Here is an 18,978-nt window from a genome sequence, read left to right on the forward strand (position 1 = left end):
ATTTGTTTTTAAAATATGTCATAACGCAGACCTGCCTGTCCTCGGCTTCCGTACCATTCCTGCGAAGTAACACGGCGTTTATCATTCCCCATATACATTTTTACTGGTGAATCACTAAGGTTGTTTAACTCAATAAATACTTTAAGTTTTTTATTGATATTGACAGTTGCAGAAGCATCAATTGTGAAATTAGAATCGGACCAAATGTAATAATCAGGACCTAATTGCTGATTTATGGTTTCTACAGAATTGCCGCGGTAATTGCCTGCAAGACGAACCATTACGCCATTTCTTTCATAAAATAAAATAGCATTGAAAAGATTTTTAGATTGGTTAGGAAGACTTGTTTTGTCATTGAAAGTATTTGTTCCGTTAACACGCGGCACTTCTGTTTTTGAGTCTAAATAAGTGTAATTAAATTCTACTCCGAAACCGCTCCAGAATCCATTAAGGAAATCAAACCTTTTATTGATTCCAGCTTCAAATCCTACTAAAGATGCTTTGTTTAGGTTTTTTGCCTGAGTAACCAAATAATCATTTCCGTCAATGTTCTGCATACTTACATCTGTAAATACCACATCTGTAATATTTTTGTAAAATATACCTCCTGAAAGAATTCCCACATTATCAAAATAGTATTCTCCCATTACGTCAAAATTATTACTGAATGTTGGCTTTAGATCAGGATTCCCTTGTGTGATAGTCTGAGGAGAAGCTGTTGTATTTGTGGAACTTCCAGGTGTCATGTCTCCAAAATTCGGACGGACAAATGTGCGGGTGTAAGCAGCACGAAGATTTGATTTGTCGCTTACTTTATATTTTAAATGAAGCATTGGAAGAAACGAATTATAATTATTCTCGACCACAGACGGACTCAGCGTTATTACTGCAGGAGTTCCTTCAGTAGTAGCTTTAGTTCCGTTTAAAGTCATAGCAGTATACTCATTGCGTAGACCTCCAACTATCTTTAGGTTATCTGTTGCATCTATTTCTGCCATTGCGTAACCTGCAATTACATTTTCATCACCTGTATAAAAAGAAGTTGCATTTGTTTTGGATGTAAAATCCATAAATCCGTTAGCAGTCTGGAAAGATTGTCCGTACATATTAAACAACTGATCTTTAGTCAATGGGTTTACGATGAACTGGCTGAAATCACCATTCATGTTTCCAAAAAACTTGCTTCCGTTAGGGAAATTAGTAGTCTGCAATGCTGAAAGCGGCACTAAAGCAGGCGAATTTGGAATTCCGACAGCTGCTCCAGGCAGATAAACAAAATTAGATCCGTAAGTGTTTGTTCTGTCTTTATGACGGTATTTTGCACCGAATTTCAGGTTTACTTTGGAACTGGCTTCTACTTTTAAATTAATTTGCCCGATCTGGTCTCTTTCACTGTTATCAAGCTGAGCAATTACCAGCTGGTTTAATAGTAGTTTTGAAGGATCCATCACTTCGTTTGGATTTGCAATACCAGTTTCGAAGTGATCTACGGTACCGCCGACTCCGTTTGGAGAATCAAATCCCCAGTAACGTTTTCCATCACTGGAAAGATCATTGAAACCACCTGTTATTTTCTGGCGGAAAGTAGCAATAGGAAGTCCTTTGTTGCTTGAAGTTGGAGGAGTGTCTAAGTAATATTCTGATTTATGATTGCTGTAGCTCCAGTCCAGTTTAAATTTTTCACTCATTTGATGTTCACCACCCACTTCAAAACCATTTAAAGCTGTTTGATAATGAGAATATCTGTAATTGTATTGAAAACGAGAATTGGTATAATCAATATAAGATTCATAAACAGGACGAATGTCATCAAATTTATTTGCCATTCCTCTAAAGAATATTTTATCAGATGGAGTAAGTTTATATTCAGCACCTACATTTAATCCTTTCGTTTCACGCTCTCCCATATAGCGTTTAAAAAGAACGGTATTAAGAGATTTTTTCTGTTCAACAACAGCAGCACCAGTATTATAAGTTGCAGCAAATTCATCAGATCCCCATTGTCTGCTCCAGATTGCCCCAGAAACAATTACTCCCAATTTGTTATTAAAGAATCGGTCTCCATAAGTTACAGAAGCATTGTAAGTACCGTTTTCACTGAATGTATTGTAACCTCCGGCCGCGCTGACATTCAAAACACGTTTTGATGGGGCTGTGCGTGTAATAAAATTGATAGACCCTCCAATGGCATCTCCTTCCATATCTGGGGTAACAGCTTTTGCAACCTGTACATATTGAATCATTTCTGAAGGAACGGCATCTAAAACTGATGAACGATTTCCCATAACATTAGAACTCGGAAGACGATTTCCGTTAAAGAGGGTAGAAGTCCATGCAAAAGGAGTTCCCCTGACCGTTGCCTGATCGGCCTCTCCATGATAACGTGCTACGGCAACACCCTGCATACGCTGTACTGCTTCGGCGGCATTACGATCTGGTAATTTACCAATAGCATCGGCCGCCATTACATCCATTATGGCAAGCGAATTTTTCTTGATGCTGTAAGCTTTTGCCTGAGAAGGAGCCATGGTTCCTTTTACCACAATTTCTTTTAGTGCTGCTGAGCCGTCTGGTGTCATTTGAATCAGCCCCAAATCATTTATTCCTTTTGCCAGATTTACAGTTATCGATTTTGTTTCAAATCCAATATAGCTGATCTCAATAACAGCTTCTCCTTCGGTTGGTGCTGTAAGGGTGAAAGCACCCTGCAGATCTGAAACTGCCGAGTTATTAAATGTTTTTCCAGTAATGTTAGCTGTAGGCAGTGTTCCTGCATCGCTTGTAACAACTCCTTTTATGGTCTGTGCATTATTCGATACGATAGAACCAATTGTTAGTGCAGCAGTGAAAAGTATTTTTTTAAATATCTTTTCCTTTTTAAACAAAGATTTTAAAATAATTTTAGGTGTCATGTTTTGTAGTTTTTCTGCAAAGATTGCTTCGATTTAAACTAGCAAACGACTTTGTCGATCTAGAACTACTTTTAGAAAGTGTCAATCTTTTGATTAGGCTGTAAGATGTTTATTTTTAGTGTTTTAATTTTTGTTATTAAATTGTTACGAATCAATTATTTCGCATTTAATAAACATTAAATTAACAGCCTCATGGTACTTTAGCACAAAGATTTTAAGATGAAATACATTATTGCAATAGGAATTTTTCAGGCGCTGTTAGCCGCAGTATTACTTTTAAGAAGCAGGTACAGAAAAAATGCAGATGATTTGCTGATATCTCTCGTAGTATGCATTGGGCTGCATCTTTCTATAAAATTTTTCATTTTTACTTTTGTGGAGGATCAGCAGGTTTTAAATATGATGAATACCTTTATCGGGTTCTGCTACATTCCATTATTGTACCTCTATACCTTAAAAACAATCCGTCCTGAATTTGTAACTGCTTCAAAATGGTATCTTTTTATTCCGTTTATTATCGGTGCTATAGGTTATTTTTCTACTGTGTGCGTTTTATCAGTAACATCCCCAAAAGCTTATTTAGTGCTGTATTGGTACAATACAATTAGTCTTTACACACTGCTTCCACTGGATATTATTTTTTCATGCGGCATCATTTACCTGGCGATGAATAAGCTGCCAAGAAACAGTCAGGAGAAAAAGTTAGTTGTCCAGCTTGCTTCTCTTTTTTTATCTGTTGGGGTTTTAGGAGTCTTGTTTGTAATTTTCAACTCTTTCTTCGACTCTTCAAATTATTTGTGCCGATCTATAATTTATACTCTTCTTATTGTCATTACAATTAGAATAATAAATTATAAATATGGGGCAGTAACAGAAACTGAAATGCTTTTATCTTCTGGAAATTACAATGGTGATGAGATTACTACTGAAATGGAGCCAAGCAGTGTAAGTAATTTTGTATTGGATCCGATTGAAAATATTCAGAGAGAAGAAAGAGAGATATCCGTACCTCAAAAGAGAAAAGAAATATTAAGCCAGAGTGAAATGTTTAAGATACTGCTGAAACTTGAAAAAGCAATGGAAAACGAGCAGTACTATGTGGACAGCGAACTCACGCTTGATAAACTTGCAAAACTTACGAACGTCAATAAATATCATATAAGTGAGACATTAAATCATTTTGTAAATAAGTCTTTTTATACTTTCATAAATGAATACAGAATCGAATATGTAAAAGAAAAACTTAAAAGTTTATCAGAAAAAAATAGCAGTATTACTATTTTGGAATTGGCGTATGAATCTGGTTTTAATTCTAAATCATCCTTTAACAGATATTTTAAAGAGATAACTACATACACGCCTAGAGAATACCTGAATTTAATTGCGGCAGAAGTTTTAACGACTTAGAAGAACTCTGTTGTTTTGCAGTATTTTAGAATTATTACTTTGAAGTTTAATTTTTTTAGAAAAAATACAGCTTTAGTTTTTTCTGTATTTTTGTTTACATATGAATTAGTCGAGAGTTGGAAAATTGAACAATTAAGAAGATGGTTAAAAAATATTCGGTTTTACTATGTCTGTCCATTTCCTTGATTTTGATGGTAATAGCGGCCTCACTTTATCCTGGCGGCTCATTGTTTGACAAGAATTCCATAGGGTTTGGCTGGTCAAAAAATTTCGTAAGCAATTTATTTGCTGCAAAAGCGATAAATGGTTCAGAAAATCCCGGCAGGATCTGGGCAGTTATTGCGATGGCATTCCACTCGGCGGGTTATGGGATTTTTTTTATCAATATGTCAAAAAAAATACCTTCTGTACAATGGGCCAAAATTTTAAAATTTATTGGCATCGTTAACATAGTATTTATTTTCTTAATTGCAACGCCCTTGCATGATCTGGGAACCATATCGATCGTTTTAACATTGTTTGGTCTCTTTACAATTACGATATATATTCTAAAGTCAAAACTTCATTTCCTTAAATTCTGCTGTATTTTATGCTTGTTGACCTTTTACTGTTTCTTTTTTCTATTTGGATTTGGTTATTTGGGTTTGGCAGTCATAATGCAAAAAGTATATAATGCAAGCGCAATAATATTAGTTTTGGCATTGGAGTACTTTACCAACTATGAGGATTTTAAAGAAATCAAATCGGCAGGTCAAAAAATATAAGATTGGGTATTAACAAATACAGCGCATACCGATAGATTTCCTGCAGATTACCTCTTTCGAACGATAAATTTCCTTTCCTGATTTTCCTGATTTCGAGTCCAATTTACACGTGTGTTAGAATAGTTTAAATATTTTTTAAAGCTCCATTAAATCAATTTTAAACTCATGATAAATTTTTATTTATTCAATAAATTTTGATTTTATGTGCATTTAATTTATATAAAAATAATAATTGATGAATTAAGTTTAATGAATTTGTAAATTTTATTTTATTGAATCATTTTTTTTTATATTTTTGGTTAAATAAAATCTACTGTTTTGATTTCTAGGAAAATAAATAAAATTTTAAAAACTAAATCTCTTACTTTAAGAGGTCTTCAGCCTATTTTTAATTGTTGAAGAAAATTGTTACGGACCTTTGCTTTTAAAAGCTTCTCGTTTACAATTTAGTTATTTTATTTTTAATTTTCTCAACTACAAAAAATGAACTATAATAACTTAGCACTCGTTTGTATTGATTGCAAATCACTTTATTTAAAAGGGTTGCAGCCAATATTCAATTGTTGAAAATAGCTTTCTTCATACTTAAAGTTTTCAATATATTAATTTCTACTTTCTACTTTGGAAATTGTATTGAAAACTAATATTCCATTTTATTAATTTTTAAAAGATTGGAAAATACAATTTTCAATAGCATTTAAAATTCTGTAAACATTGTTGTAATATGTTTTAAACATGTTGCAACAGTATAATTTGCGATTTTAGGACTATTGTTAGTTTTTAAATTTTAACATTAAACAAAAAACATATTATGAAAAATATTTACAATATCAAGAAGAATTATTTGAATATAGTATTATTTCTATTCACAATAAATTTTGCCTACTCACAAACTTATACAAGCTGGATAACAGGAAGTACTTCGGATGTTAACACCACAACTACAGGAGGTACATGTTTAATGGGAGGCGGAACGGATAATGATGATGCAATAAAATGGATGATACAAAAATCAGGTGGCGGTGATTTTGTTGTCATTAGATCTGCAGGTACAGGAGCTTACAATGATTATATCTATGGATTGGGAACAGTAAATTCTGTAGAAACAATTTTAATAGATACTAGAGCAAAGGCCAGTATTGCAGAAATTGCGACAAAAATCAGAAATGCTGAAGCTTTATTTATTGCAGGTGGAGATCAAGCTACTTATGTATCTTATTGGAAAGATACTCCGGTCGAAGACGCTATAAATTATCTTATAAACACAAAGAAAGTACCTGTTGGAGGAACCAGCGCTGGATGCGCTATTCAAGGTAAATATTATTATAGTGCTGCAAATGCAAGTGTTACATCAGCTCAAGCCTTGGCCAATCCATATAATTCAGATATGACCATTGGAGCAAATGATTTTCTAAACAATCCAATACTGGCTAATGTAATTACTGATACACATTATAATAATCCGGATCGCAGAGGTAGGCAAACCGCTTTTATTGCCAGAATGTGGAAAGATTTGGGTGCGGGATTGAATGCAAAAGGAATTGGGGTTTATGAAAAAACGGCAGTTTGTATTGACCAAAATGGTATTGCTAAGGTTTTTGCTCCGGCAAGCGCAAACTATGCTTATTTCTATCAATTTGATACCAGTTCGTTACCAGAAACCGTGACTTCAGGTTCTGCTTTAACTTGGAACAATAACGGAAAAGGAGTAAAGATCATCAAAATTGAAGGGGATAGTACAGGGTCTACCACACTAAATTTAAACGATTGGACGACGGTTTCAGGATCTAAAGCAAGTTATGGAGTGATTAAAGTAGTTAATGGGACTTTAACAGAAACATTAGGTACTGCACCATCAGGCTGTCCTATGCCTACAAATTTAACTGTAGGCAGCATAACAACTAATTCTGCAATCCTTAACTGGGCGGGTACTGCAACAAATTATACTGTTAAATATAAGACAAATAGTTCATCAACTTGGACAACACTTAGCGCTACAACAGCAACTTCGGTTAATTTAACAAGTTTAAATACCAATACTGTTTATAATGTTGAAGTTTATGGCAATTGCACAAGCGGTTCTTCTCTAGCTGCAACGATAAACTTCACCACAACATCTGGAGGGGGCGGTACAGTGACCTATTGTTCTTCCGCCGGAAGTGATGCCAGTAGAGAATGGATTAAAAAAGTAGCAATTGGCAGTATTAGTAATTTAAGTAATTCAAATGGAGGTTATGCTGATTTTTCTTCACAAGTAGCTAACATCTCTAAAGGAACCGCGACCACTTTGACATTGACTCCTGGATTTAGTGCAACGAGAAAATTATACTGGAAAGTATTTATTGATTTAAATAATAATGGTGCATTTACCGATTCGGGAGAAGAGGTATATTCTATTTTCAGTAGCTCCACTTTAACACCTCAAATCACAATACCGGCATCAGCCGTAAATGGAAACATAAGAATGCGGATCATAGTAAGTTATAATTCAATTACATCTTCTTGCGGTACTTATACTTATGGCGAAACAGAAGATTATACATTGAATGTTTCAGGCGGAACTGCAAAATTTAAGGAAATTAAAAATATAGAAGTAACGAATAGTCCAATAGTAATTTACCCAAATCCGACTGTAGATATCCTTAAAATTGATTTTGCAGTGGCAGAAAAAGAAGATATTCAAGTTTCTATTTATGATCTTAATGCTTCGCTTTTAAAAACAATTAACATTAAGGGGAATCCTGGTGAAAACAGTTTAGATGTGAATGTTTCAGATCTAAAAGCGGGTCAATACTTACTTTCTATCAGAAAGGGCGACCAAGTCGTAAAACGTTCTAAATTTATAATATCAAATTAATTTTTTTGTTTTTTAAAGCATTCCGCAGATAATGACAAAGCAATCAATTTTCATACTTCTTTTTTAGAATTATTTATTTTGATATTGGGAAACTATTTTTCAAATGAATATGTTTCCCAATATTAGATTTTTAGAAAATCCTTTTGTTTTATTTGGCAGGAATCTTAAAATTATAAAGAAAAATCATTATAAAAACTAAAAGGGTAAATAAAATTTAATTAAAAGTGTGGTTTTTATCTTTTAATTCATTTTTTTTTCTACTTTTAACATCAAATAAAATCAGTCTCTTTTGATTTCAGGAAAAGCAAATACAATCATAAAAACAAAATCTCTTACTTTAAGAGGTCTTCAGCCTATCTTTAATTGCTGAATAAAATTGATATTTATACACCACCGTTCTGGAGTGTTTGATATCATTATTGTATTTTTTTATTTTCTCAACCAAACTAACCCAAACCAAATGAATTTTACCAATTTATCAAACCGCTGTATTGATTGCAAATCACTTTATCTAAAAGGTTTGCAGCCAATATTTAATTGTTAAAGTTTCCCTTCTTCGTTTACAGATTTTTATGCCAAAACGCTTCATTTTCATGAATAGTTAAGGTATTTCTATTGTCAATTTTATTAAATTTTAAATCAAGAAAATGAAACTAAACAATAAACTAAAGCTAATTGTTGTGTTGTTATCATGCATTTCAACATACGCTCAAAAAACTATAAAAGGAACTGTTGTAGACAAACAATCCAATATTCCCATGGCAGGTGTCAATGTTATTGCGCCTAATTCAAAAGCAAGTGCAATTACAGATTTTGATGGAAAATTTGAACTTCAAATACCTGATAACAGCAATTTAATAGAACTCTCTTATATCGGATTTCAAACTCAAAAAGTAATTATAGATGGAAAATCCAATTACACTATTTTTATGACATCGGGTCAAGGCCAAAGTCTAGATGAAGTGGTGATTATTGGTTACGGAACACAATCTAAAAAGGATGTAAGTTCGAGTGTACAATCTATAAAAACAAAAGACCTGCCTCAGGGAACCTCGTCAAGTTTTGAAAATAGTCTCCAGGGGCAGACTCCAGGGGTGAATATTAGTTCATCTTCGGCTACACCTGGAAGTGCTGTGAGTGTTAATATCCGTGGTGTATCTTCTATTTCGGCCAGCAGCCAGCCTTTATACATAATAGACGGAATTCCAATAGTATCTCGAAATAATTCAGCCTTGAATGCTAATATACAGCCTGTTAATCCTTTAGCGGATTTGAGCCCAAATGACATTGAATCTTTTACAATTTTAAAGGATGCCGCGGCTGCAGCTATATATGGATCAAGAGGTGCTAATGGTGTAATTTTAATTACTACCAAAAGAGGTAAAACTGGTGCAAGTATTGTCGATGTTAATTACTATACTTCTTTTGCTCAAATTTCAAAATATCCAAAAATGGTAGACAGCGAGAAGTTTAAAAAATTTTTTAATACCGCTGCAGAATTTGACGGACTAGGTTCTGATTATTTTGATTGGATTGATACTTCAAAAGGAATCAACACCAATATCTATGATGAAATTTTCAGAGTGGGTGTAACGCAAAATTTAGATCTTAGTGTTAAAGGCGGAAGCGAAAAAACAAGTTATTACTTAAGCGGAAATTATTATAATCAGGAAGGAATTCAATTGGGGCAAGGCTTTAAGAGATTAAGTGCTCGTATGAATCTGGATCATAATATTAATGAAAAGTTTAAAATTGGAAACACTTTTTTTATAACTAGAAGTAATCATCAGCGAACAATTGGAGAAAATGATGAATATGGAGTTGTAATTAATGCGCAGGGATGGGATCCTACAAAACCAATTTATGATGATAAAGGGAATTACACCAATCCATTCAAATACAATACTTGGTGGCCTCTTGAGAATCCTGTTCAAATTGCCAAAGAATATAAAAACAACTCTCAATCGACACGTGTACAGGGAACAGCATATGTGGAATGGAAAATTATTCCAGATTTAAAATTTAAGTCTGCTTTTTCATTAGAATATTCCGACTTAGTTGAGGATTCTTACGTTCCGTCTGGCACAAATAAATCTAAAACAGGTGAAGGTATTTTTGCGACTTATGAAGAAACCAACTGGCTTTTGGAAAATACTTTAAACTACAATAAACAGTTTGGCGAAAAGCATAATTTCGGAGCAATTTTAGGCTGGACAATACAAGAAAATGAAACACGTTTTTCAGATCAGTCTGGTGTAGGATACGCTACTAACACAACATCTAGTATTTCAGCGGCAAGTACAATTATTGCGAGTACGTCTGGTAGAAATCAATACGGATTGCAGTCTTTTTTTGCTAGAGCTAATTATGTTTATGATGATAAATATATAGCATCATTTACGGTGAGAGCTGATGGTTCTTCCCGCTTTGGAGAGAACAACCAGTATGGCTATTTTCCGTCAGGATCACTAGCTTGGAGAATTAATAAAGAGAAATTTTTCAAAATTGAAAGTATTTCTGATTTTAAAATCAGAGCCAGTTACGGACTGACAGGGAATCAGGAAATTGGTTCAAACTGGAGAGGAACTTATACTTTGAATGCTAATTATAATGGAGTTCCCGGAATAGCTCCTAATCGATTAGAAAATCCAGACTTGGGATGGGAAAAAACAAAACAGCTCGATATTGGATTAGATTTTGGATTGTTTAAAAACCGAATCAATTTTACGGCAGATTATTTCAACAAACAAACAGATGATCTTTTATTGCAGGCTAAAGTTTCGGGACTTACAGGCTTTAACTCCGTTTACCAAAATGTTGGGGCTATAGAAAATAAAGGATTCGAATTTGGAATTAATGCTGCTGTCTTTGATGGAAATGATTTTAAATGGAATACAGGAGTAAATTTTACGCTGCTTGACAACAAGATTAAAAAATTAATCAATGATGGAGAAGAAGTAGGAAGAAATCATATTCTTAAAGAAGGACAAGAGGTTAGTACTTTATATTTAATTAAATTTTTGGGTGTAGATCCTCAAACTGGAGACGCAAAATTTGATGACGTGAATAAGGATGGAATTATTGATTTCTCTGACAGGCAGATTGTTGGCGGTGCATTACCAACTTATTTTGGCGGATGGAGCAATAATTTTACATACAAAGGATTTACCTTAACAGCAAACTTCGTATTCTCTGGAGGAAATAAAATATTCAATCAAAGCCGACATGTTTATGATAATTATGGTTATACAAAAAGCGGCATCCCTTATTCTAATATAAGCGAAAGAGTATATGATAATTATTGGAGAACGCCTGGGCAAATTACCGACGTACCAAGACCATCAACAAAAGATGGGCAAATGCAGCGTTTTAGCACGCAGTTTTTGGAAGACGGTGATTTCATAAGATTGAAAACGTTAAGTCTTGCTTATAAACTGCCCTCTAATGTTATTCATAAAATTGGTTTAAATAGTCTTTCTCTTTACGTACAAGCTCAAAATTTGTTTACCATAACAGATTATTTAGGTTTTGATCCTGAGGTTTCTACAAATACTTCAAGTCAGCAAGATTTAAACAGCATGCAAGGGGAAGATTTTGGAACTCTAGGTCAGGCGCGCACTTTTACATTAGGACTAAGTACAACATTTTAAATTTTAAAATCATGAAAAATAAAAAGATATATATATTCTTGTCTATGCTGCTTGCCTTTACCGTTTTAGGATGTGACGATGTATTAGACACTAAATTAGATGATGAAATTCCAGCGGCAACTGCAATAACTGATAATATTTCATTAAAGGCAGCAGCTGTCGGATTATATGATGTGATGCAAAGCGGCACTTACTATGGAGGTGAATTTATATTGGCTCAGGAATTAACAGGCGGTAATGCTGATGCGACAGGCTTTCAGGAACGTTTTACACAATTAGACAATGCTATTGTCCCTCCCTCAAATGCTTATATTCAAAGCAATTGGGTAAATGTTTATTCTCTTGTTAATGCCAGTAATTTGATTTTGCTAAAAATGGAAGAGCTTCAGTTACAAGATGATAATTCTAAAGGAACTGCACTTTTCTGCAGGGCATTAGGGCATTTTGATGCGCTGCGTCAATTTGGACAATTTACAGATCTAAACTCAAAATATGGTGTTCCTGTTTCAACTAAATATTTGGATGCAAAAGCGGCAGCCGAAATTTCCAGGTCTACTGTTGCAGAATCTTATCAGCAGATAATCTCAGATTTAAAAGAAGCTATCGGAATTTTGAAATATGACAGTGCTAGATTTTTTATTACAAAAGCAGCAGCCGAGGCTTTACTTGCAAGGGTTTATTTATATCAAGGTGATTATGATAACGCTATATTGTACGCCACTAAAGTGATCAGCAATAGTACTTATAAATTAAATACAAAATTTAATGATATTTATGATGTTGAAGGTTCGTCTGAAGCTATACTGGAGTTACAGTTTTTAGGTATTGACGGTAATAGTTTAACCGAATATTTATCAGTTTCGCCTCCAGAGGTTTCTGCCAACTACAATAATTTCTTCAAAGCAATGGACGCTGATAACGATCCAAGAAGCTATAAATATTATAATTCAGGAAAAGAAGTTTTTTGTGATAAATATGGAACCCGTGACAGCGAGATAGATGGAAATGCAATTATCCTCAAACTTTCAGAAATCTATTTAATCCGCGCAGAGGCACTGGCAAAGAAAGACCCGCAAAATTTAACTTTAGCTTTGGCTGATTTAAATGTGGTTCGTCAAAGATCGCTGCCTGCTAAACCTTACACTTTGGCGGAAATTCCAAATCTAGATGCTTTTATTAATGTTCTCATTGAAGAAAACAAAAGAGAATTAGGCTTTGAAGGACATCAGTGGTTTACTATAGTTCGATTAGGAAAGGCATCTTCAATTTTAAATATTCCTGCCTTTAGAACAACTTATCCGATTCCGCAAAATGAAATTACGATTGCTCGCGGCAAATTAGAACAAAATCCAGGATATTAAAATCAAAATAAGAAGCTGCTACTGCGGAATCCATCAATAAATGGTATTTCGCCAGCAGTCTTCTTTCAAATCAAAAAAAAGAAAAAAGAAAAAAGAAATGACAAATAAAAAAACCTTTGCACTTTGTATACATGGAGGTGCCGGTGTAATAACTCCTGAGAATTTATCACAAACAGACAAAAATAAAATAAAAAATGACTTAATTCTTGCCCTGAATGCAGGAGAAGCAATTTTAGCAGAAGGAGGCAATGCTGTTGATGCTGTTAGTGCTGCTGTAGTAGTTTTAGAGAATAGTATCCATTTTAATGCAGGAAAGGGAGCGGTTTATTCTCGTGAGGGCAAACATTTACTGGAAGCGTCAATAATGGATGGTGCTACTTTAGAGGCTGGAGCGGTAGCGAACAGTATGAAAATTAAAAACCCTATTTTATTTGCCAAAAGCTTATTAGCAAATAAAGATATTATAATGATTTCAGGCGAGGCTGCGGATAGTTTGGCAGAACAAACTAATCATGAATTAGTGGATAACCATTATTTTGACACTGATTTTAGAAAAGAACAATTTTTGGAGGCGAAAAAAATTTCTGAAACAGCAAGTTTTTTGGATCATACCAATTTAAAGATGGGAACTGTTGGCGCTGTTGCTATTGACAGAAATGGTAATATAGCTGCAGCAACTTCAACTGGAGGTATGACCAATAAATTGGATGGACGTATTGGTGACTCTGCAATTATCGGTGCTGGTACTTACGCCAATAATAAGACTTGCGGCGTGTCCTGTACAGGTGTTGGAGAATATTTTATCAGGGCCACAGTCTCTTCAATGGTTTCAAATTTAATGGAATTTGGGAAAATGTCTCTTGAGCAGGCAACTGAAGTAACCATCAAAGGCCATTTGACAAAGCTTGGAGGAGAAGGAGGACTTATCGCAATTGATAAGGATGGCAATGTTAATTTTTCTTATAACTCGGAAGGAATGTATCGAGGATATGTGAGTGAAAAAAATAGTGAGAAGAAAGTGTTTATCTGGGATCTGGAAGAAAAAATTTAATGTCAAAAATGAAAACTTTCAAACAATTAGCAATGATAATTTTATTACTAAGTTTATCATGCAAATCAAAACAAAATAAGTCTTTCAAACAAGATAATTTACCAGCAGGCAAAATTGTAAAAAATACAGCCAAAGGAAACTTATTTATAATTGGAGGCGGTAAAATATCTAAATCACTGATTAAGGAATTGATAAGCACTAGTAATTTGAAAGATAACGATTTTATTGTAATACTTCCAATGGCAAGCGAGGAGCCAGACTCTGCGTCATACTATGCTAAAAAAAGTTTTGTTGACGTAGGGATCAATGCGGATAAAATAAAAACATTTAATTTAAAAAAAGAGCAGCAAAGCATTTATCAGATTGATTCTATAAAAAGAGCATCCTTAGTTTACATTACTGGCGGTGACCAAAATTTATTTATGTCCCAAATTCTTCACACACCAGCATACCAAGCCATACACACCGCATACCAAAATGGTGCGACAATTGCTGGAACAAGCGCTGGCGCTGCTGTAATGAGCAGGGAAATGATAACTGGTATTGAGTATAAACATTCTCAGTACACTGGTAACTTTCGAACTATTGAGTCAGAAAATTTTGAGATTAAAGAAGGACTTGGACTAATGCCCTCTGCAATCATAGATCAGCACTTTATTTACAGGATGAGAATGAACAGGCTCCTTTCAGTTGTTTTAGAGCATCCTGATAAAAAAGCAATTGGTATTAATGAATCAACTGCCCTAATTGTTCATGGTGACTCAGCAGTAGTTTCTGGAGAATCACAAGTTATCATTTTAAAAAACTCGAATAAAAATAGTATTAAAACAAAAGATGGTCTTTTGGGCGGTGAAAATATTCTTATAGACATTCTTCTACCTGGAGAAAAATTTAAACTTTAAAAAAATGAAACTATTACAAAAATTTCCAGATACAATCACTATCATTTTAGTGATCACTATTCTTTTTATTGGTTTAACCTGGGTTATTCCTGCGGGAGAGTTCGATAGGTCACACGGGAACAATACTGAGAAGATTATTGCAGGTTCGTACAAACATGTAGCGGCATCTCCTCAAGGAATTAAAGCTTTTTTAGAAGCTCCGATTAAAGGTTTTATTTCCGCATCGCAAATTATTGCTTTTGTATTTTTGGTTGGAGGTGCTTTTTCTATTATAAATTTGACAGGTGCCATAAATGCTGGACTTTTTAATGTAATTGAGTTCAGTCAAAAAAAGCCAAAACATAAAATTTTCATTATTCCTTTTTTAATTATATTGTTTTCTTTTGCTGGAGCTACTTTTGGATTGAGCGAAGAAATTTTAATATTTATTTTAATTACCGTACCCATGGCAAAAGCGATGGGTTATGATGCTATTGTTGGTGCCGCTATTCCAATTGTTGGCACTGGTGTTGGTTTTGGAGGAGCCTTTAGTAACCCATTTACTATTGGTATTGCACAAGGTATTGCACAAATTCCAATTTTTAGCGGGATGGAATATAGGATTTTTGTATGGTTTGTTTTGACAACCTGTGCCTGCACTGTAATCACTCACTATGCAATAAAGATCGAAAAAAATCCCGAGAAAAGTCTATTATTTGGCAGTACTGATGAGAAAGAGAAAAGCAGTCTTGAGGTATCAGATTTTAAATTAGACGGTTCAAGAAAAATAATTTTATATGCACTTTTTGCTTCAATTATCATATTAATTTATGGGGTGAGTAATTATGATTGGTACATAAACGAAATTGCTGCTTTATTTTTGGCATTAGCAATTTTTGTTTCCATTATTTACAGAATGTCTATGTCAAAAGCGATAGATGCTTTTGTATCTGGAGCTAAAGATATGATGACTGCAGCTTTGGTAATTGGATTGGCTAAAGGACTATTAATCATTGCGCAGGAAGGCAAAATTATTGACACAATACTTAATTCAATTGTATCAATAACGCAGGACACGCCCAAAGCTATATCCGCCGAATGTATCTTTTTTTTCCAATCATTTTTAAACTTTTTTATTCCTTCAGGATCAGGACAAGCTTCTTTAACGATGCCTATTATTATTCCTATTTGTGATGCATCAGAAATAAGCAGACAAATGGCTGTGCTTACTTTTCAATTAGGTGATGGTTTTACTAATCTTATCATTCCCACAAGCGGGGTTACAATGGGAGCGCTTTCTTTGGCGAAAATACCCTATAGTAAATGGTTTAAATGGATGCTGCCTAGAATGTTGGTGTTTTTAATAGCGTCTATGCTGCTGATTCTCCCTCCTTTATATTTATTTAATTGGTAAAATCATAGTAAAATGAAAACAATTACGATAACTTTTCTGCTGATTTTAAGCGGTTGTTCTTCTGAAAATAATCAGGAAAATTCAGTTCAACAAAAACCAGAAGTAAAAAACTACATGTCTTATTTTACAGGAAATAAAGTAGATAAAATTACTGTTCCAGAAGGCGGAATCTGCTTAATGGGAGGAGCCACCGAAAATGATGAAGCAATGAAATGGTTTCTAAAAAGGGCAGCTGGCGGAGATGTTTTGATATTAAGAACTTCGGGATCCGATGGTTATAATTCGTACTTACACTCTTCTTTAGGTGTTGCCGTTAATTCTGTTGAAACCATTGTCTTTAAGACTGCTGCAGCGAAGTCAGATAAGTATATATTGGATAAAATAAATAATGCTGAGGCGATATGGTTTGCAGGCGGAGATCAATGGGAATATATTTCGTATTGGAGAAATACTCCAATTTCAGAAGCAATTAATAAAGCTATTAAAAGAAAGGCAGTTGTAGGCGGAACCAGTGCTGGAATGGCTATTCAGGGTGATTTTTATTTTTCGGCTCAAAACGGCACGATAACTTCTCAAGAAGCTTTATTGAATCCTTATGATACTAAAATTGCACTATCAAATGATTTATTTTTAGATAATGCAATATTAAAAGATGTAATTACCGATACGCATTATGATAACCCCGATAGAAAAGGAAGGCACGTGACTTTTTTAGCTCGAATTATAAATGATTATAAAGTAGAAGCTAAAGGAATTGCGTGTGATGAATACACATCGGTATGTATCGACGAAAAAGGAATTGCAAGAGTCTTTGGCAATTATCCTGCAAGGGAAGATATCGCATACTTTATAGTACCAAATACAGAAATTCCAGATAACAAGCCAGAAATTTGTAAGCCTAACACTCTATTAGAATGGAATCGGAATGCAGCTGCAATTAATGTTTATGAAATTAGAGGAACTAGTACAGGAGTCAATACATTTAATTTGAATAATTGGAAGGATGGAGTAGGAGGCATATGGAAAAAATGGTTTGTAGAAAGTGGTAAACTAAAAGAATAAGAACCTAAAGAAAAATGCATTTTAATGAAAGATGAACCATTTTTGTCTTTAAAATATAATAAAGTTATGTTGCAATTAAATGTAAAGAACGAAACGTCAAGACTGCGTGCCGTAGTTTTGGGTTCTGCCGTTCATAATGGGCCGACTCCTTCATTAGAAGAAGCCTATGATCCTAAATCATTGGAACATATTAAAGCCGGAACATATCCTGTCGAAAAAGATATGACTGCTGAAATGGATGCTTTTAATGCTGTGTTTCAAAAGTATGATGTAACTGTTTACCGCCCCGAATTGATAGAAAACTACAATCAGATTTTTGCAAGAGATATTGGATTTGTAATTGATGATGTTATTATAAAATCGAATATTTTACCAGACCGCGAGCGTGAACTGGATGCCATTCAATATGTAATTGATCAAATAGATCCTTTAAAAGTCGTGCGTCCGCCGGAAGAAGTTCATATAGAAGGCGGAGATGTTATGCTCTGGAATGATCATATTTTTATAGGTACCTATAAAGGAAGCGATTACAAAGATTATATAACTGCACGAACAAATATGCATGGCGTCAATTTTATAAAAGAATTATTTCCAAATAAAATTGTAAAAGAATTTGATCTGGTTAAATCCAAATTAGAAGCCCGCGACAATGCATTACACTTGGACTGTTGTTTTCAGCCGGTTGGAAAAGACAAAGGAATAATCTATAAAAGAGGTTTTCGTGAAGAAGCAGATTATCTGTATTTGGTAAATTTATTCGGGAAAGAAAATTTATTTCATATCGAAAGAGAAGAAATGTACAATATGTTTTCCAATGTATTTTCGATTGATAAAGATATTGTGGTTTCTGAGAAAAATTTTACCCGATTAAATAACTGGCTTCGTTCAAACGGATTTACTGTGGAAGAAATTCCCTATGCTGAAATTGCAAAGCAGGAGGGTTTGTTGAGATGTTCAACCCTTCCATTAATTAGAGACTAGAAAAATAAGTTTCAAGTTTCAGGTTTCACGATTAAAACTTGAAACCTGAAACCTGAAACAAAAAAGATAAATAAAATGAGACAAACAACAAATGCAATCGTAATGATTCGTCCAGTTGCTTTTAGAATGAATGAGCAGACGGCTGTAAATAATTATTACCAAAAAGTATTAGACGGATTATTGCCAAGTACTGTAAATGCTAAAGCCCAGCAGGAATTTGATGCTTTTGTTGAGAAACTGAGAGCTGTTGGCGTTGATGTAACGGTTATTGAAGATACTTTAGAAACAGATACCCCGGATAGTATTTTTCCAAACAACTGGGTTTCGTTTCATGAAAATGGGGATGTAGCCCTTTATCCAATGTTTGCTGAGAACCGCCGCCAGGAACGCCGCGAAGATATTTTAGATGCTCTAGAAGAAAAAGGATTTGAGATTACTAATATAATGGATTATACTTCTGCAGAAGAGGATGGTATTTTCTTAGAAGGAACAGGAAGTTTATTATTAGATAGAGCAAACGGAAAAGCTTACTGTGCTTTATCCCCGAGAGCAGATGAAGAGTTATTTATAGAATTCTGCGAAGATTTTGATTATGCCCCTGTAATTTTTGAAGCTTTTCAGACTGTTGACGGCGAGCG

The 18,978-nt window shown here is 34.2% G+C and carries 12 protein-coding genes; 11 read left to right on the forward strand and 1 reads right to left on the reverse strand.

Annotated elements, in window-relative coordinates:
* Positions 1-8: 8 nt before the first annotated feature.
* On the reverse strand, positions 9-2,912 hold the full coding sequence (locus EDB96_RS09290) for a TonB-dependent receptor (RefSeq protein ID WP_134140326.1): 2,904 nt from the start codon (positions 2,910-2,912) through the stop codon (positions 9-11).
* Positions 2,913-3,131: 219 nt separating this feature from the next.
* Between EDB96_RS09290 and EDB96_RS09295 the strand changes: the two genes are divergently transcribed.
* The 11 genes from EDB96_RS09295 to EDB96_RS09345 all read left to right on the forward strand — a co-directional run.
* On the forward strand, positions 3,132-4,319 hold the full coding sequence (locus tag EDB96_RS09295; protein ID WP_134140328.1) for a helix-turn-helix domain-containing protein: 1,188 nt from the start codon (positions 3,132-3,134) through the stop codon (positions 4,317-4,319).
* A 140-nt stretch (positions 4,320-4,459) separates the two neighbouring features.
* The gene (locus tag EDB96_RS09300) at positions 4,460-5,083 is read left to right on the forward strand and encodes a hypothetical protein (RefSeq protein ID WP_134140330.1); all 624 of its coding nucleotides are present in this window, start codon (positions 4,460-4,462) and stop codon (positions 5,081-5,083) included.
* Positions 5,084-5,894: 811 nt separating this feature from the next.
* Positions 5,895-7,940 carry a GEVED domain-containing protein gene (locus EDB96_RS09305; protein ID WP_134140332.1) on the forward strand — a complete coding sequence of 682 codons (2,046 nt, stop codon included), beginning with the start codon at positions 5,895-5,897 and terminating at the stop codon, positions 7,938-7,940.
* A 647-nt stretch (positions 7,941-8,587) separates the two neighbouring features.
* On the forward strand, positions 8,588-11,590 hold the full coding sequence (locus EDB96_RS09310) for a SusC/RagA family TonB-linked outer membrane protein (protein ID WP_134140334.1): 3,003 nt from the start codon (positions 8,588-8,590) through the stop codon (positions 11,588-11,590).
* A gap of 11 nt (positions 11,591-11,601) precedes the next feature.
* Positions 11,602-12,951, forward strand: a complete 1,350-nt coding sequence (locus EDB96_RS09315) for a RagB/SusD family nutrient uptake outer membrane protein (RefSeq protein WP_134140336.1) — start codon at positions 11,602-11,604, stop codon at positions 12,949-12,951.
* A gap of 97 nt (positions 12,952-13,048) precedes the next feature.
* Entirely contained in the window at positions 13,049-14,002 is a 954-nt protein-coding gene (locus EDB96_RS09320; protein WP_134140339.1) for an isoaspartyl peptidase/L-asparaginase family protein, read from the forward strand.
* A gap of 8 nt (positions 14,003-14,010) precedes the next feature.
* The gene (locus EDB96_RS09325) at positions 14,011-14,904 is read left to right on the forward strand and encodes a cyanophycinase (RefSeq protein ID WP_134140341.1); all 894 of its coding nucleotides are present in this window, start codon (positions 14,011-14,013) and stop codon (positions 14,902-14,904) included.
* A 4-nt stretch (positions 14,905-14,908) separates the two neighbouring features.
* The gene (locus tag EDB96_RS09330) at positions 14,909-16,297 is read left to right on the forward strand and encodes a YfcC family protein (RefSeq protein ID WP_057116308.1); all 1,389 of its coding nucleotides are present in this window, start codon (positions 14,909-14,911) and stop codon (positions 16,295-16,297) included.
* Between the two features lie 12 nt (positions 16,298-16,309).
* A complete protein-coding gene (locus EDB96_RS09335; RefSeq protein ID WP_134140343.1) occupies positions 16,310-17,359 on the forward strand; it encodes a cyanophycinase in 1,050 nt (349 codons plus the stop codon).
* Positions 17,360-17,425: 66 nt separating this feature from the next.
* On the forward strand, positions 17,426-18,340 hold the full coding sequence (locus EDB96_RS09340) for a dimethylarginine dimethylaminohydrolase family protein (protein ID WP_134140383.1): 915 nt from the start codon (positions 17,426-17,428) through the stop codon (positions 18,338-18,340).
* Between the two features lie 75 nt (positions 18,341-18,415).
* The coding region (locus EDB96_RS09345) for an arginine deiminase-related protein (protein WP_243839324.1) at positions 18,416-18,978 on the forward strand (563 nt) is incomplete at its 3' end.

It is taken from the genome of Flavobacterium sp. S87F.05.LMB.W.Kidney.N (assembly GCF_004366435.1).
Lineage (GTDB): Bacteria > Bacteroidota > Bacteroidia > Flavobacteriales > Flavobacteriaceae > Flavobacterium.

Coding starts and splice junctions, on each gene's coding strand:
- EDB96_RS09335 (WP_134140343.1), top strand. CDS start 16,310: ATGAAAACAATTACGATAACTTTTCTGCTGATTTTAAGCGGTTGTTCT.
- EDB96_RS09310 (WP_134140334.1), top strand. CDS start 8,588: ATGAAACTAAACAATAAACTAAAGCTAATTGTTGTGTTGTTATCATGC.
- EDB96_RS09330 (WP_057116308.1), top strand. CDS start 14,909: ATGAAACTATTACAAAAATTTCCAGATACAATCACTATCATTTTAGTG.
- EDB96_RS09290 (WP_134140326.1), bottom strand. CDS start 2,912: ATGACACCTAAAATTATTTTAAAATCTTTGTTTAAAAAGGAAAAGATA.
- EDB96_RS09300 (WP_134140330.1), top strand. CDS start 4,460: ATGGTTAAAAAATATTCGGTTTTACTATGTCTGTCCATTTCCTTGATT.
- EDB96_RS09340 (WP_134140383.1), top strand. CDS start 17,426: ATGTTGCAATTAAATGTAAAGAACGAAACGTCAAGACTGCGTGCCGTA.
- EDB96_RS09295 (WP_134140328.1), top strand. CDS start 3,132: ATGAAATACATTATTGCAATAGGAATTTTTCAGGCGCTGTTAGCCGCA.
- EDB96_RS09320 (WP_134140339.1), top strand. CDS start 13,049: ATGACAAATAAAAAAACCTTTGCACTTTGTATACATGGAGGTGCCGGT.
- EDB96_RS09305 (WP_134140332.1), top strand. CDS start 5,895: ATGAAAAATATTTACAATATCAAGAAGAATTATTTGAATATAGTATTA.
- EDB96_RS09315 (WP_134140336.1), top strand. CDS start 11,602: ATGAAAAATAAAAAGATATATATATTCTTGTCTATGCTGCTTGCCTTT.
- EDB96_RS09325 (WP_134140341.1), top strand. CDS start 14,011: ATGAAAACTTTCAAACAATTAGCAATGATAATTTTATTACTAAGTTTA.